Genomic DNA, 13932 nt, shown 5'->3' on the forward strand with positions numbered 1-13932 from the left:
AATTATAATGCTCTCTTTTTAGCGCTTAAAACGACAAATTTCTTATTTGAGCCTAATAGCTTGTAGCCACCAAATAGGCGTTTTAGCTTTTCATGGTAATTTAAATGGCGGTTGCCAACAATACGCAATTCGCCACCGTCACGTAAACAGCGGAAACTATCAACAAACATTTGCCATGCAATATGGTCGGTAACGGCTTGTTGTTGGTGAAATGGCGGGTTGCATAAAATCAAATCGGCACTATTACTTTCTACGCCTGTAAGACAGTCATTGTGTAAAAAAGTGCAGTTTTCTAACTGCTCTGGCAGATTTGTTGTGACATTGTGTTTAGCTGACGCAACAGCCATTGCTGACTCATCAACAAACGTAACAAGGGCGTTGGGGCAGCGTTCAAGAGTGGTTAAACCAATGACACCATTGCCGCAGCCTAAATCGATAATGCGCTGCTTTTTATTTCCTTGTGGTAAGTAATTGATAAAAAAGCGTGCACCAATATCTAATGAGTCACGACTAAACACGTTGGCGTGATTTGTGATGGTAAATTGGGTTTTTTCAAGAGGCCAAGTGATTGGAAACTTACTCTCTTGAGCTTTATTGTGTTGCTTGCTTAAGATTAAACGTGATTTTTTAACCGCTAATGAGGTTGTGGTTGGCCCTGAAAAGCGTTCAAATAACTGAATCGTAGACGAGTGAATGTCTTTTACTTTACCTGCAGCAATAATCGGGGTGTCTTGGCGTAAAACTTTACTCAATTGGCTAAGTAAAAAAGTTAAGTAGCCCGCGTTTTTCGGTACTTTTATAAGGACTAGGTCAAGATCGTTTGGTAGAGCATCTAAGCTTTTTAAAAACACCGTGTTTTCACCAGTGAGCTGATTTTGCTCAAGGTTGTAATGTGCAGCCTGTTCTGCCACAAACGAATCATTTAGATGGTAGATAAATGCATGGTTAAATGCACAGGCCAGTGCGCCAAAGCCGTCGTTAATGATGAGTACTTTGCTGCTTTTTTCTACTAATTGCTGCTGTTCAATATAATTTACTAAATATTCATCAGCCGCATCCCATGCTTGTAAGCTCGCGTTTTTTTGTTTGAGCGGAAAGCGTGATAGGGTAAATGTGTTCTCACCTAATTGAGCAATTTCATTTAGCTGTGAGTCTGAAGATGTTTGCGACATAACGGTGTTGTAAATTTATTTTTAAAGGTGCAGTAGTTTATCATGGCTTGGAATGTTTCTAACAGCATTGAGCGAATAAATAAGGCGCAATGTGTCGCGCCAGACTTTTACTATTTTGAACACTTTATTGCAGAGCAAAAAGCGCGTTCCTTGTATCAACAATTACTGGCTTTAGAGTGGCAGCAACCAACGCTGACCATTTTTAACAAACAACATACTATTCCGCGTAAACAAATCTATATGGGCGATGCAGGGACTGGCTACCGCTATTCTAATCAACTGTTTTTGCCCGAGCCTTGGCATGTCAGCGTACTTAATTTAAAAAATAGCCTTAATAATTGGTTTGGCACACAGTTTAATGCTGCGCTGCTTAACTGGTATCGCAATGGCGAAGATAAAATGGGTTGGCATGCGGATGATGAGCCTGAGCTGGGATTTTCCCCAACCATAGCGTCGATTTCCCTAGGTAGCTCACGCAAGTTTAAAATACGCGAAAACACTTCAAAGCATGTGACGGATCTAATTCTTAGCAATGGCAGTTGTTTGTTGATGACAGGAAATAGTCAGCGCGATTATCAACATTCATTACCGGTACAAAAGCGTGTTAATGATGGTCGAATAAATCTGACGTTTCGCACTGTTTGTGGCATATAATAGGTAAAAATTTTCAATGAGAATTAACTATGTCGATGTTAGAGCAAATAGAATCAAAGCTAAAAAACGCGTTTTCTTGTGAACATTTAGAAGTGATTAATGAAAGTCATATGCATAGTCGTGGCACAGAATCACATTTCAAAGTGATTGTTGTTAGTAACGATTTTGAAGGTAAGCGTTTACTCCAGTGTCACCGTATAATCAATGAAGTCCTTGCTGATGAACTAGCGAATCATATTCATGCGTTAGCAATTCATACTTATACGCAATCGCAGTGGAAAAATGCTGATATTCCTAATTCGCCTAAGTGTTTAGGTGGTTCTAAATTTGACCAGTAAGTAACAAATATACCTCAATCTTTTAATGTCCAGCCTTTGATGTGCAACAGGTTGGACTTTTCTCTTTGTTAATTAGGTGTTACATTTTTCCTTTTAAAATGATAACAATAATTAACAATGAGTGCAGTCAACTCTAATTCCTCTTCATCACATTTAATTAAAATCGCCAACCTTCTTGATGCTTTTATAGAGCGAATAGGGCAAACGGTGGCATGGTTTAGTTTTGCGATGGTGCTGATTATGTTTTTAATCGTGCTATTGCGCTATGGCTTTAGCCTTGGTTGGATAGCCATGCAAGAAAGCGTGCTTTATCTTCATGCTTATTTATTTATGTTGGGTTGTAGCTATGCGTTAAAACACGATGAGCATGTGCGTGTTGATGTATTTTATCGCCGCTTTTCAAAAGCGAAAAAAGCCTTTGTTAATTTAGTAGGTCACTTAGTGCTACTGTGGCCTGTTGCTATTTTTATTCTGTTTGTAAGTTTCGATTACGTTGCCGTGTCTTGGCAAATTAAAGAGCAATCGCAAGAAGCTGGCGGCCTTCCATTTGTTTACCTATTGAAAAGCTTGATCCCGTTAATGTGTATTTTATTACTGATACAAAGCCTGAGTGAAATTTGTAAGAGCTTAAATACGCTTTTCAATAAAGGAGATGCGTAATGGAATATATGGCGATTTTACTCTTTATATGTGTTTGCGTTGTACTTTTAATGGGTTTTCCCGTGGCATTTTCATTGGCGGGGACAGCGCTTATTTTTGCAGGTATTGGCAGTCTGTTTGGTATTTTTGATGGGGCGTTTTTACATGCGTTGCCAAATCGTTTATTTGGCATAGTTACTAATAGCACTTTAATTGCTGTGCCATTATTTGTCTTTATGGGCGTAATGCTGGAAAAGTCGAAAGTTGCTGAAAACTTACTCGATGCCATGGCCGTGGTTATGGGGAAACGCAAAGCGGGTATGGGTATTGCGGTAACCTTAGTGGGCATGTTGCTTGCCGCAAGTACGGGTATTGTGGGTGCAACCGTTGTAACTATGGGGCTATTGGCATTGCCAACCATGTTAAAGCGCGGCTATAGCGAACAATATAGCTGCGGCATTATTACTGCAACGGGCACGCTTGGGCAGATCATTCCGCCTTCAATCGCATTGGTATTACTGGGTGATGTGTTGTCTAGTAGCTATCAGCAAGCACAGCTTAATATGGGAATTTTCTCGCCAGAGAATGTCAGTGTAGGCGATTTATTCGCAGGTGCTGTGATCCCTGGCATCATTTTGGTGGGGCTTTATATTTTGTACTCAGTGTTTGTTGCGGTATTTAAACCAGAACAAGTTCCTGCATTACTGAATGAAGATATTGAGCATATTAAAAAGCGCAAGCAAGTATCGCTATTTGTCGCGCTTGTGCCGCCACTGATGCTGATTTTTATTGTGTTAGGTTCTATTTTATTTGGTATTGCTACACCAACAGAAGCCGCTGGTGTTGGCGCATTTGGCGCCATTATTTTAGCCGTTTGGCAAAAGCAGTTTAATCTTTCAAATTTAAACGCGGTAATGCAAAGCACCACCAAAGTGACTGCGATGGTGTTTATGATTTTAATCGGTGCATCGCTGTTTTCACTGGTTTTTAGAGGGTTTGGCGGCGAAGAACTGATTGCTGAAATGTTTGAAGCACTGCCCGGTGGCTTATTTAGTGCCATGCTCGTCGTGATGCTAGTGATGTTTTTACTTGGCTTTATTTTAGATTTTATTGAAATCACCTTTGTCGTAGTGCCAATTGTTGCACCGATTTTATTAATGATGGGGGCAGATCCCATTTGGCTTGGCATTATGATTGCGGTGAATTTACAAACCTCGTTTTTAACTCCGCCTTTTGGCTTTGCACTGTTTTATTTACGCGGTGTTGCACCAAAATCGGTGTTAACCTCGCAAATTTACAAAGGCGTGATACCTTTTATTATTATTCAATTGATTTTATTGGCGTTAATGGCAGCGTATCCAAGTTTAGTAACTTGGTTACCTAGTCAGCTTTATGCATAAAATTATTGCAATGGAACGCACGGAGGAAGCATGAAAAAACTCAGTACACTAATCACTTCGATTGCCTTAGCGATTGGTTTAAGTGGTTGTGGTCAAGAACAACAAACCAGTAATGCAACAACAAATACGGTCGAACAACAACAAAGCTTTAAATGGAAGCTAGTGACCAGTTGGCCAAAAAATTATCCAGGCCTAGGTACCGCTCCTGAGCGTTTCGCAGAAAATGTGGAGGCAATGAGTAATGGCCGCTTAAAAATCAAAGTCTATGGCGCGGGCGAGTTAGTGCCTGGGTTTGAAGTATTTGATACGGTTTCAAGTGGTACCGCTGAGATGGGGCACAGTGCTGCTTATTATTGGAAAGGTAAAATTCCTGCAGCACAATTTTTTACGGCAATCCCATTTGGTATGAATGCACAAGAAGTTAACGGCTGGTTGCACCATGGTGGTGGTATGGAATTATGGAAAGAGCTCTATGAACCTTACAACTTAATTCCCGCGGCCGGTGGCAATACCGGCGTACAAATGGCTGGCTGGTTTAAAAAAGAAGTGAATAGCGTTGAGGATTTAAAAGGCTTAAAAATGCGTATTCCGGGTTTAGGCGGTGAAGTGCTTGAAAAACTCGGCGGCGTGCCACTGTCTTTGACTGGTGGTGAAATTTTCACTGCACTACAAACCGGTGCAATTGATGCCACCGAGTGGGTTGGTCCGTATAACGATTTAGCCTTTGGTTTAAATAAAGCAGCAGAGTTTTATTACTATTCTGGCTGGCATGAACCAGGCGCGAATTTAGAGTTTCTAATTAATAAAGAGGCGTATGCGTCTTTACCGAGTGATTTGCAGGCCATTGTGACCTCAGCGATGCGTACTGCAAACCAAGATATGTTAGATGAGTATACGGCTCGCAATAACACTGCGCTTGATCAGCTGAAAAACAAGCACAATGTTAAACTGCGCAAATTCTCGCCAGAAGTTATGCAGGCACTAAAAGCGGCCACTATGGAGGTGATTAGTGAGCAAGCACGCAATGATGAGGCGGTAGCAAAAGTATGGCGTTCTTACTCAGAGTTCTTACAGCAAGTTAAGGCGTATCATCAGATTTCAGAAATGGAATATTATTCGAATCGATAACACGATAAGATGATAGGGGGCGTAAGCCCCTTTTTTATGAAAATTATTTGCTGATCAGACCTGTTTAGCAGTGCTTTGCTTTAAACTAGCAACAATTTTAAAAGATTTTATTAGGTAAAAGTGGAATTAACTTATGGTTATCAAGCCTAAAATTCGTGGTTTTATTTGTACAAACGCGCACCCAGTAGGCTGTGCAGCTCATGTGAAAGAGCAAATTGAATATGTGAAGTCTCAAGGCCAATTAGAAACTGGACCTAAAAACGTATTAGTAATTGGTGCATCTACGGGCTACGGTCTTGCATCACGTATTACTGCAGCATTTGGCGCAGGCGCAAAAACGTTAGGTGTGTTCTTTGAAAAAGAAGGTACGGAAAAGCGTACCGGTTCTGCAGGCTGGTACAACACAGCGGCATTTCAAGCAGAAGCTGAAGCGGCTGGCCTTTGGTCAAAAAATATTAATGGCGATGCATTTTCTAACGAATTAAAAGAAAAAACGATTGCAACCATTAAAGAAGAGCTAGGTAAAGTTGATTTAGTTATTTACAGCCTTGCTTCACCACGTCGTACCGATCCAAATACAGGTGAAACCTATTCATCAGTACTTAAACCAATTGGTAACTCTGTAACAACTAAAAACTTAAACACGTCTAAGCGTGTTATCGATGAAGTAACTGTTGACGCAGCAAGTGAAGAAGAAATCGCTAATACTGTAAAAGTTATGGGCGGTGAAGACTGGGAAATGTGGCTTGATGCACTACAACAGGCTGATGTACTTGCTGACGGTTTTAAAACAACAGCTTACACCTACATTGGTAAAGAATTAACGTGGCCAATCTATGGCCATGCGACAATCGGTAAAGCAAAAGAAGACTTAGATCGTGCAGCCGCAGCAATTAAAGATAAAACAGCGAACCTAAATGGTGAAGCGTATGTTTCTTCACTAAATGCTGTTGTAACGCAAGCGAGCTCTGCAATTCCAATTATGCCACTTTACATTTCTGGTCTATTCAAAGTGATGAAAGAAGATGGCACTTACGAAGGCACAATTGAGCAGATCAATGGTTTATTCCGTGAAAACCTTTACGGTGATAACCCACGTTTTGACGAAGGCGGCCATTTATTCCAAAACTACAAAGAGTTGGAAGATGACGTTCAAGCTCGCGTACAAACTATTTGGGATACTGTAGATAGCGATTCAATTGACGAACTTACGGATTACGTGAGCTACCACAATGAATTTTTAAAACTATTCGGTTTTGGTATCGACAGCGTGGATTACGACGCTGATGTAAACCCAGTTGCAGATATCGAGTTAGTGTAAAACTCTGAGTCTCTTTTTAGAGTTCAGAAGGTTGGTGTTGTAGCGCGCCGATATTCTGAACTCTTAATTCTCAATTCCACCAATCTTCTTCCCCCTGAAAATTTCTCACATAACACTTTTGGCTAATTGATTTAATTGAAATGGTGATCGACCCAGTAGATTAGAGCGTTTAGTAACTTGTAAAGTACAAATTTTAGGCTTTAATTTGTAAGCATAAATTTCAATTTAGACTCGCATAGTCATCCGAATTAATGTTAAAATTCGGGGAATATGTATAGATTCGATTGTATCGCCTAATATTTGCACTTTCGTGAATGTTTGGTGGTACATGGTTAGATTTTTCAGTTTCTTTTCATTAATGTAATGCAAGTGCGTATGATCAACATAAAAAAAGGTCTGGACTTGCCAATTGAAGGCGCACCTTCGCAGGTGATTCATGACGGTTCTGCCGTTAAACGAGTCGCTGTGCTAGGTGAAGAATTTATTGGTATGCGTCCTACCATGCATGTTCGTGTGGATGACCAAGTCAAGAAAGGCCAAGTTCTTTTTGTCGACAAAAAGAATCCTGGCGTTAAGTATACTGCACCAGCCTCTGGTGTTGTTAAAGAAGTCAATCGCGGTGCTAAGCGTGTATTGCAATCTGTTGTTATTGAAGTTAACGGCAGTGAGCAAGAAACGTTTGCGTCTTTCTCGGCAGGTGAGCTAGCGAGCCTTGACCGTGCAAAAGTGCAAGAAGTACTGGTTGAATCAGGTCAATGGCCGGCGCTTCGTACCCGTCCATTCAGTAAAGTTCCAGCTTTGGATTCAACGCCAAGCTCGATTTTTGTTACTGCAATTGACACTAACCCATTAGCAGCAGACCCAGCAATTGTTATTGCTGAACAAGCTGAAGCGTTTGAAGCAGGCCTTGCGGTTGTTTCTCGCCTAACTGACGGTAAAGTGTTTGTATGTAAGGCGCCTGGTGCAACTGTTCCTTCTTCATCTGTAGCTCAAGTAGAAGTACATGAGTTCGGTGGTAAGCACCCAGCAGGTTTAGTAGGTACTCACATTCACCACTTAGACGCTGTTTCTGCTAGCAAGCAGGTATGGCACTTAGGTTACCAGGATGTGATTGCATTCGGTAAACTATTCCTAACAGGTGAAATCTTCACTGATCGCGTTGTGGCGTTAGCAGGTCCTACTGTTAAAAACCCACGCTTAATCAAAACTCAACTAGGTGCATCTACAGATGACATCGTTGCTGGTGAGTTAGAAGATGGCGAAAACCGTGTGATTTCTGGTTCTGTACTTTCGGGTACTACGGCAAGTGGCCCTCATGCTTTCTTAGGTCGTTACCACACTCAGATCACAGCATTATTAGAAGGTCGTGAAAAAGAATTATTCGGCTGGATTGCTCCAGGTGCGAAAAAGTTCTCAGTAACACGTACTTTCCTATCGCATTTAGCGCCTAGTCGTTTATTCAAAATGACGACATCAACAGGTGGCTCAAGCCGTTCTATGGTGCCAATCGGTAACTACGAGCGCATTATGCCTTTAGATATCCTTCCTACTTTATTACTTCGTGATTTAATCGCGGGTGATTTAGATGGTGCGATTTCGCTAGGTGCACTTGAGCTAGATGAAGAAGATTTAGCGCTATGTACCTTCGTTTGTCCAGGTAAATACGAGTACGGTCCAATCCTTCGTGAACGCCTGACTACTATTGAGAAGGAAGGTTAATCCCATGGGCTTAAAGAAGTTTCTTGAAGATATCGAGCCGCATTTTGAACCAGGTGGTAAACACGAAAAATGGTATGCACTGTATGAAGCAGCTGCGACTATTTTCTACACGCCAGGTCATGTAACTAAAACCGGCTCTCACGTACGTGATAATATCGACCTTAAACGTATTATGATCTTAGTGTGGATGGCGACATTCCCAGCTATGTTCTTCGGTATGTTTAACATTGGTCATCAAGCGTCAATCGCGCTTGCTAATGGTTTCGCTTTAGGTGATTCATGGCAGGTTGCGTTATTCCAAATGTTTGGCGGTGAATTAACTGCAACATCGGGTTGGGGCGCTAAAATGTTCTACGGTGCTTGTTTCTTCCTACCAATTTACGCGACTGTGTTTGCTGTAGGTGGTTTCTGGGAAGTACTATTTGCATCGATTCGTAAGCACGAAGTTAATGAAGGTTTCTTCGTAACATCGGTACTATTCGCACTTATTCTGCCAGCGACGATTCCGCTTTGGCAGGTAGCACTAGGTATTACCTTTGGTGTAGTAATGGCGAAAGAAGTATTTGGTGGTACAGGCCGTAACTTCTTAAACCCAGCGCTTGCTGGTCGTGCATTCCTATTCTTCGCATACCCTGCACAAATCTCTGGTGATACTGTGTGGACAGCGGTAGATGGTTTCTCTGGTGCGACTATGCTTGGCCAAGCGGTTGTTGGTAGCGTTGACTACAGCAACATGGAGCTATGGTGGAATGCATTCTACGGTTTCGTTCAAGGTTCTGTAGGTGAAACGTCGACACTAGCACTGATGATTGGTGGTTTAGCACTAATTTACTTCCGTATCGCTTCATGGCGCATCGTACTAGGTGTGTTTGCAGGTATGGTAGCAATGTCATTCCTATTAAATGGTATCGGCTCTGAAACCAATAACATGTTCGCTATGCCTTGGCATTGGCACCTAGTGTTAGGTGGCTTCGCATTTGGTATGTTCTTCATGGCGACCGACCCAGTTTCTGCATCTTTCACAGATAAAGGTAAGTGGGCATACGGTATTCTTATTGGTGTAATGGTTGTATTAATCCGTGTTGTAAACCCTGCATACCCAGAAGGTATGATGCTAGCAATTCTATTTGCTAACTTGTTTGCACCGTTATTCGACCACTTTGTAGTTCAGTCGAACATCAAGAGGAGATTGGCTCGTGGCTAGTAATAACGAATCTATCGGCAAAACACTTGGTGTTGTAGTTGGCTTATGTTTAGTGTGCGCGGTAGTTGTATCGCTTGCCGCTGTGCAACTTCGTCCGCTACAGCAAGCAAACAAAACACAAGACGTTCAGCGTAATATTCTAGCTGCTGCTGGTTTTGCTGACGTTAAAAATGTGTCTGAAACATTCAATGCAAACATTGAAGCTCGCGTTGTTGATATGAAAACAGGTGAGTTCGTTGACACTGACCCAAACAGCTTTGATTTTGAAATGACTAAGTTCGATGCTAAACGCAGCATCAAATTAGACAAGCAAGACGATAAAGCAGGTGTTCAGCGCATGACAACTGAGTCGCCAGTTTATTTTGCAAAAAATGACAGCGGTAAAGTAGAAACAATCATTCTACCAGTTCAAGGTTACGGCCTTTGGGGTATTATGTACGGTTTCTTAGCGTTAGATACTGACACTAAAACAGTTAAAGCGATTAACTTCTACAAGCACAATGAAACGCCGGGTCTAGGTGGTGAAATCCAAAACCCTAAGTGGACTGCGACTTGGGAAGACAAGCAATTACCAGTTGATATCGTAAAAGGTACAGCGGGTAACAATGTGCATAAAGTGGATGGTTTATCAGGTGCAACGCTTACTTCTGTAGGTGTTGATAACACATTCAAGTTCTGGACAAGCGAAAAAGCGTTTGGTCCATTCCTAGCGAAAGTACGTGAAGGAGCATTGAACTAATGGCTAATTCAAAAGAAATGAAAGAAGTCTTGTTTGGTCCTGTTTTTGCAAACAACCCAATTGCACTTCAAGTACTGGGCATTTGTTCTGCACTAGCAGTAACTTCAAGCCTTAAAAATGCGCTTATCATGTCAATCGCATTGACACTAGTAACGGCTTTCTCGAGCTTATTCATCTCGATGATCCGTAACCATATTCCATCAAGCGTACGTATCATCGTACAGATGACGATTATTGCATCATTAGTAATCGTTGTTGACCAAACGCTACAAGCGTTTGTTTACGCAACAGCGAAAGAGCTTTCGGTATTCGTTGGTCTAATCATTACTAACTGTATTGTAATGGGCCGCGCGGAAGCATATGCAATGAAGTCGCCACCAATGATGTCTTTCCTAGACGGTATTGGTAATGGTCTTGGTTACTCAGTAGTACTACTAACAGTTGGTTTCATTCGTGAACTATTCGGTAAAGGTACGCTGTTTGATGTTGAAATCTTACCATTAGTTTCTGAAGGTGGTTTCTATCAGCCAATGGGTCTTCTAATTCTTCCACCAAGTTCTTTCTTCATCATTGGTTTATTCATTTGGGTACTTCGTACTTATAAGAAAGACCAAGTAGAGAAAGCATAAGAGGTAAGAGATGGAACATTATATTAATCTATTTATCAAAGCGGTTTTCATTGAAAACTTAGCGCTTTCTTTCTTCCTAGGTATGTGTACATTCCTAGCGGTATCAAAGAAAGTTACTACCTCTTTAGGTCTTGGTGTTGCTGTAATCTTCGTACTAGGTGTTGCAGTACCAGTAAACAACTTGGTTTACCACAACTTGCTTGCACCTGGTGCACTTGAGTGGTTAGGTTACCCAGAAGCTGACTTAAGCTTCCTTAAGTTCCTAACATTCATCGGTGTTATCGCAGCACTTGTGCAAATCCTTGAAATGGCACTTGATAAGTTCTTCCCACCGCTATACAACGCGCTGGGTATCTTCTTACCACTTATCACCGTAAACTGTGCGATTTTTGGTGCAGTAGCATTCATGGTTGAGCGTAACTATAACTTCACTGAATCAGTTGTATTTGGTATTGGTTCTGGTGTTGGTTGGGCGCTTGCGATTGTTGCGCTAGCGGGTATTCGTGAGAAGATGAAGTATGCTGATATTCCTGATGGTCTTCGTGGTTTAGGTATTACCTTTATTACTGTAGGTCTTATGGGTCTTGGCTTTATGTCATTCTCTGGTATTTCACTTTAAGGTAGCGAGGAAACTATACGATGGAAACAGTTGTATTAGGCGTAAGCATGTTTATCGCTATTGTTGTGATCTTAGTCCTGATTATCATCGCGGCTAAATCAAAACTAGTACCTAGCGGTAACGTAACGATTGGTGTTAATGGTGATCCTGAAAAAGCGATTATCACACAGCCAGGTTCAAAACTTTTAGGCGCATTAGCCGATGCAGGTATCTTCGTATCATCTGCATGTGGTGGCGGTGGCTCATGTGGTCAGTGTCGCGTAGACGTTCATTCAGGTGGTGGTGATATTCTACCAACTGAGCTTGACCATATTACTAAAGGTGAAGCACGTGAAGGTTGTCGTTTAGCGTGTCAGGTTGCTGTTAAAGGCGACATGGAAATTGAACTTGAAGAGTCAATTTTCGGTGTTAAAAAGTGGGAATGTACTGTTATCTCAAATGATAACAAAGCGACATTCATCAAAGAGCTTAAGCTTGCAATTCCTGATGGCGAATCTGTACCGTTCCGTGCAGGTGGTTACATCCAGATTGAAGCACCAGCTCACCACGTTAAATATGCAGACTTCGATATTCCTGAAGAGTATCGAGGTGACTGGGAGCACTTTGGCTTCTTTGGTCTTGAGTCAAAAGTTGATGAAGAGACTATCCGTGCATATTCAATGGCTAACTACCCAGAAGAAGAAGGCATTATCATGCTTAACGTGCGTATTGCTACGCCGCCTCCGCGTGATTTAAGCTTACCTTGCGGTAAGATGTCATCTTACATCTGGTCACTTAAAGAAGGTGACAAGGTGACAATTTCTGGTCCGTTCGGTGAGTTCTTCGCGAAAGACACAGACGCAGAAATGGTATTCGTTGGTGGTGGTGCAGGTATGGCACCAATGCGTTCACACATTTTCGACCAGCTTAAGCGTCTTAACTCTGACCGTAAGATGAGCTTCTGGTACGGTGCGCGTTCTAAGCGTGAAATGTTCTACGTTGAAGATTTCGATGGCCTACAGGCTGAGAATGATAACTTCGTATGGCACTGTGCATTATCAGATCCACAACCAGAAGATAACTGGGAAGGTTACACAGGCTTTATCCATAACGTTCTTTATGAAAACTATTTACGTGATCATGAAGCGCCGGAAGACTGTGAATACTACATGTGTGGTCCGCCGATGATGAACGCGGCAGTAATTAACATGCTGAAAGACTTGGGTGTTGAAGATGAAAACATCCTACTTGATGACTTCGGTGGTTAATTCACAGGTAAAAAGATAAATTTTTACGATACAATTCAGGCTCCTAAATCGACTATAATGATTTAGGAGCCTTTTTTATTACAAGATAATAAGTTTATGAAACGAATATACTATTTTGCTTTTTTTCTGATTCTACTGACCTTGGTTGGCTGTGATCAGGCGGCCAAAGAAACCAAGATGCAAGAGGTGTTGTTGCAAGGCAAGACTATGGGCACCACTTTCACAATTAAGGTATTTGTGCCAGAACAAAGAGTGCAGGAGCTGAGCTTATTCAGTGATGTAACAAGCCTGTTGAAAGACGTAAACCAATCCATGTCTACGTATATTCCTGATTCTGAAATCAATCAGTTTAACCGTTTAGCTGCGCATCAAAACTTTCCTATTTCTGAAGATTTCCGCCGCGTTACCGCTGAGTCAATTCGTTTAGGCTTAAGCACAAAGACGCTTGATGTGACTATGGGACCTTTAATCGATTTATGGGGTTTTGGGCCAGATAATCGTCCTGAAACCATTCCAAGTGATGAGGTGATTGCTGAAATAAAGCAGCATATTGGTGTTGATAAGCTTAAGTTATCAGAACAAGGATTGATGAAGACAGTCGAAGGGTTGGAGATCAGTTATTCGGCAACAGCAAAAGGCTTTGGTATTGATAAAGTAGCCGAATATTTAGATTCATTGTCGCTAACCAATTATATGGTTGAAATTGGCGGCGAAATCCGTACTTCAGGTCACAAACCAAATAACGTGCCTTGGGTGCTGGCGATTGAACAACCAGATAGTGAACCTGGTACACGCGAATTTCATAAGCTAATTCGTGTAAATGACATCGCGATGGCGACTTCAGGTGACTATCGTATATTCTACGATGTTGATGGCGTACATTACTCTCATCTTATACATCCTGAAACGGGCAAGCCGGTGCGTCAGGACTTAGTGTCGGTAACAGTGCTTCATGCGTCAGCAATGACAGCGGATGGTTTAGCGACCGCGCTAACTGTAATGGGCACAGAGCAAGCGAAGCAATATGCAGAGCAACATAACTTGGCCGTTTACCTCATTAGTAAAACGCCAGAAGGTTTAGAAACTTACGCCAGCAACGCGTTTAAGCCGTACCTTTAAGTTA

General features: G+C 41.8%; 14 protein-coding genes. 13 read left to right on the forward strand and 1 reads right to left on the reverse strand.

Annotated features, from left to right (window positions below; genetic code table 11):
• Nucleotides 1-2: 2 nt before the first annotated feature.
• Nucleotides 3-1172 carry a methyltransferase gene (locus tag C2M30_RS02250; RefSeq protein WP_105170526.1) on the reverse strand — a complete coding sequence of 390 codons (1170 nt, stop codon included), beginning with the start codon at nt 1170-1172 and terminating at the stop codon, nt 3-5.
• Between the two features lie 42 nt (nt 1173-1214).
• On the opposite strand from C2M30_RS02250, the gene C2M30_RS02255 reads away from it, so the two are divergent.
• From C2M30_RS02255 to C2M30_RS02315, 13 genes are all read left to right on the forward strand, one after another.
• The gene (locus C2M30_RS02255; protein ID WP_105170527.1) at nt 1215-1826 is read left to right on the forward strand and encodes an alpha-ketoglutarate-dependent dioxygenase AlkB family protein; all 612 of its coding nucleotides are present in this window, start codon (nt 1215-1217) and stop codon (nt 1824-1826) included.
• A gap of 29 nt (nt 1827-1855) precedes the next feature.
• The gene (locus C2M30_RS02260) at nt 1856-2164 is read left to right on the forward strand and encodes a BolA family protein (protein WP_105170528.1); all 309 of its coding nucleotides are present in this window, start codon (nt 1856-1858) and stop codon (nt 2162-2164) included.
• A gap of 207 nt (nt 2165-2371) precedes the next feature.
• Nucleotides 2372-2824 carry a TRAP transporter small permease subunit gene (locus C2M30_RS02265; RefSeq protein WP_234004668.1) on the forward strand — a complete coding sequence of 151 codons (453 nt, stop codon included), beginning with the start codon at nt 2372-2374 and terminating at the stop codon, nt 2822-2824.
• On the forward strand, nt 2824-4203 hold the full coding sequence (locus tag C2M30_RS02270; protein ID WP_105170529.1) for a TRAP transporter large permease: 1380 nt from the start codon (nt 2824-2826) through the stop codon (nt 4201-4203). The genes C2M30_RS02265 and C2M30_RS02270 overlap by 1 nt, the downstream gene beginning before the upstream one ends.
• A gap of 30 nt (nt 4204-4233) precedes the next feature.
• The gene (locus tag C2M30_RS02275) at nt 4234-5331 is read left to right on the forward strand and encodes a TRAP transporter substrate-binding protein (RefSeq protein WP_010561785.1); all 1098 of its coding nucleotides are present in this window, start codon (nt 4234-4236) and stop codon (nt 5329-5331) included.
• A 133-nt stretch (nt 5332-5464) separates the two neighbouring features.
• Nucleotides 5465-6652: an enoyl-ACP reductase FabV gene (gene fabV / locus C2M30_RS02280; RefSeq protein ID WP_100913921.1), complete on the forward strand. Its 1188-nt coding sequence runs from the start codon at nt 5465-5467 to the stop codon at nt 6650-6652.
• Nucleotides 6653-7027: 375 nt separating this feature from the next.
• Nucleotides 7028-8371 (forward strand): Na(+)-translocating NADH-quinone reductase subunit A, encoded by a 1344-nt coding sequence (locus C2M30_RS02285; RefSeq protein ID WP_100913920.1) that lies wholly within the window; start codon nt 7028-7030, stop codon nt 8369-8371.
• Between the two features lie 4 nt (nt 8372-8375).
• The gene (locus C2M30_RS02290; protein ID WP_010561782.1) at nt 8376-9575 is read left to right on the forward strand and encodes an NADH:ubiquinone reductase (Na(+)-transporting) subunit B; all 1200 of its coding nucleotides are present in this window, start codon (nt 8376-8378) and stop codon (nt 9573-9575) included.
• Nucleotides 9568-10314, forward strand: a complete 747-nt coding sequence (locus C2M30_RS02295; RefSeq protein WP_010561781.1) for a Na(+)-translocating NADH-quinone reductase subunit C — start codon at nt 9568-9570, stop codon at nt 10312-10314. The genes C2M30_RS02290 and C2M30_RS02295 overlap by 8 nt, the downstream gene beginning before the upstream one ends.
• The gene (locus C2M30_RS02300; protein WP_054980658.1) at nt 10314-10943 is read left to right on the forward strand and encodes an NADH:ubiquinone reductase (Na(+)-transporting) subunit D; all 630 of its coding nucleotides are present in this window, start codon (nt 10314-10316) and stop codon (nt 10941-10943) included. Before C2M30_RS02295 ends, C2M30_RS02300 begins: the two co-directional genes overlap by 1 nt.
• Before the next feature lie 10 nt (nt 10944-10953).
• On the forward strand, nt 10954-11562 hold the full coding sequence (nqrE, locus tag C2M30_RS02305) for an NADH:ubiquinone reductase (Na(+)-transporting) subunit E (protein WP_010561779.1): 609 nt from the start codon (nt 10954-10956) through the stop codon (nt 11560-11562).
• A 20-nt stretch (nt 11563-11582) separates the two neighbouring features.
• Nucleotides 11583-12809: an NADH:ubiquinone reductase (Na(+)-transporting) subunit F gene (gene nqrF, locus C2M30_RS02310; protein ID WP_010561778.1), complete on the forward strand. Its 1227-nt coding sequence runs from the start codon at nt 11583-11585 to the stop codon at nt 12807-12809.
• Between the two features lie 96 nt (nt 12810-12905).
• A complete protein-coding gene (locus tag C2M30_RS02315; protein ID WP_105170530.1) occupies nt 12906-13928 on the forward strand; it encodes an FAD:protein FMN transferase in 1023 nt (340 codons plus the stop codon).
• The last annotated feature ends 4 nt before the right edge of the window (nt 13929-13932 follow it).

It is taken from the genome of Pseudoalteromonas sp. T1lg24 (genome assembly GCF_002964745.1).
GTDB classification, from domain to species: Bacteria; Pseudomonadota; Gammaproteobacteria; order Enterobacterales; family Alteromonadaceae; genus Pseudoalteromonas; species Pseudoalteromonas spongiae.

Excerpts from the sequence above, each read along its gene's own strand:
- C2M30_RS02250 (WP_105170526.1), bottom strand. The coding sequence starts at position 1,172 with ATGTCGCAAACATCTTCAGACTCACAGCTAAATGAAATTGCTCAATTA.
- C2M30_RS02255 (WP_105170527.1), top strand. The coding sequence starts at position 1,215 with ATGGCTTGGAATGTTTCTAACAGCATTGAGCGAATAAATAAGGCGCAA.
- C2M30_RS02260 (WP_105170528.1), top strand. The coding sequence starts at position 1,856 with ATGTCGATGTTAGAGCAAATAGAATCAAAGCTAAAAAACGCGTTTTCT.
- C2M30_RS02270 (WP_105170529.1), top strand. The coding sequence starts at position 2,824 with ATGGAATATATGGCGATTTTACTCTTTATATGTGTTTGCGTTGTACTT.
- C2M30_RS02275 (WP_010561785.1), top strand. The coding sequence starts at position 4,234 with ATGAAAAAACTCAGTACACTAATCACTTCGATTGCCTTAGCGATTGGT.
- fabV (WP_100913921.1), top strand. The coding sequence starts at position 5,465 with ATGGTTATCAAGCCTAAAATTCGTGGTTTTATTTGTACAAACGCGCAC.
- C2M30_RS02285 (WP_100913920.1), top strand. The coding sequence starts at position 7,028 with ATGATCAACATAAAAAAAGGTCTGGACTTGCCAATTGAAGGCGCACCT.
- C2M30_RS02290 (WP_010561782.1), top strand. The coding sequence starts at position 8,376 with ATGGGCTTAAAGAAGTTTCTTGAAGATATCGAGCCGCATTTTGAACCA.
- C2M30_RS02300 (WP_054980658.1), top strand. The coding sequence starts at position 10,314 with ATGGCTAATTCAAAAGAAATGAAAGAAGTCTTGTTTGGTCCTGTTTTT.
- nqrE (WP_010561779.1), top strand. The coding sequence starts at position 10,954 with ATGGAACATTATATTAATCTATTTATCAAAGCGGTTTTCATTGAAAAC.
- nqrF (WP_010561778.1), top strand. The coding sequence starts at position 11,583 with ATGGAAACAGTTGTATTAGGCGTAAGCATGTTTATCGCTATTGTTGTG.
- C2M30_RS02315 (WP_105170530.1), top strand. The coding sequence starts at position 12,906 with ATGAAACGAATATACTATTTTGCTTTTTTTCTGATTCTACTGACCTTG.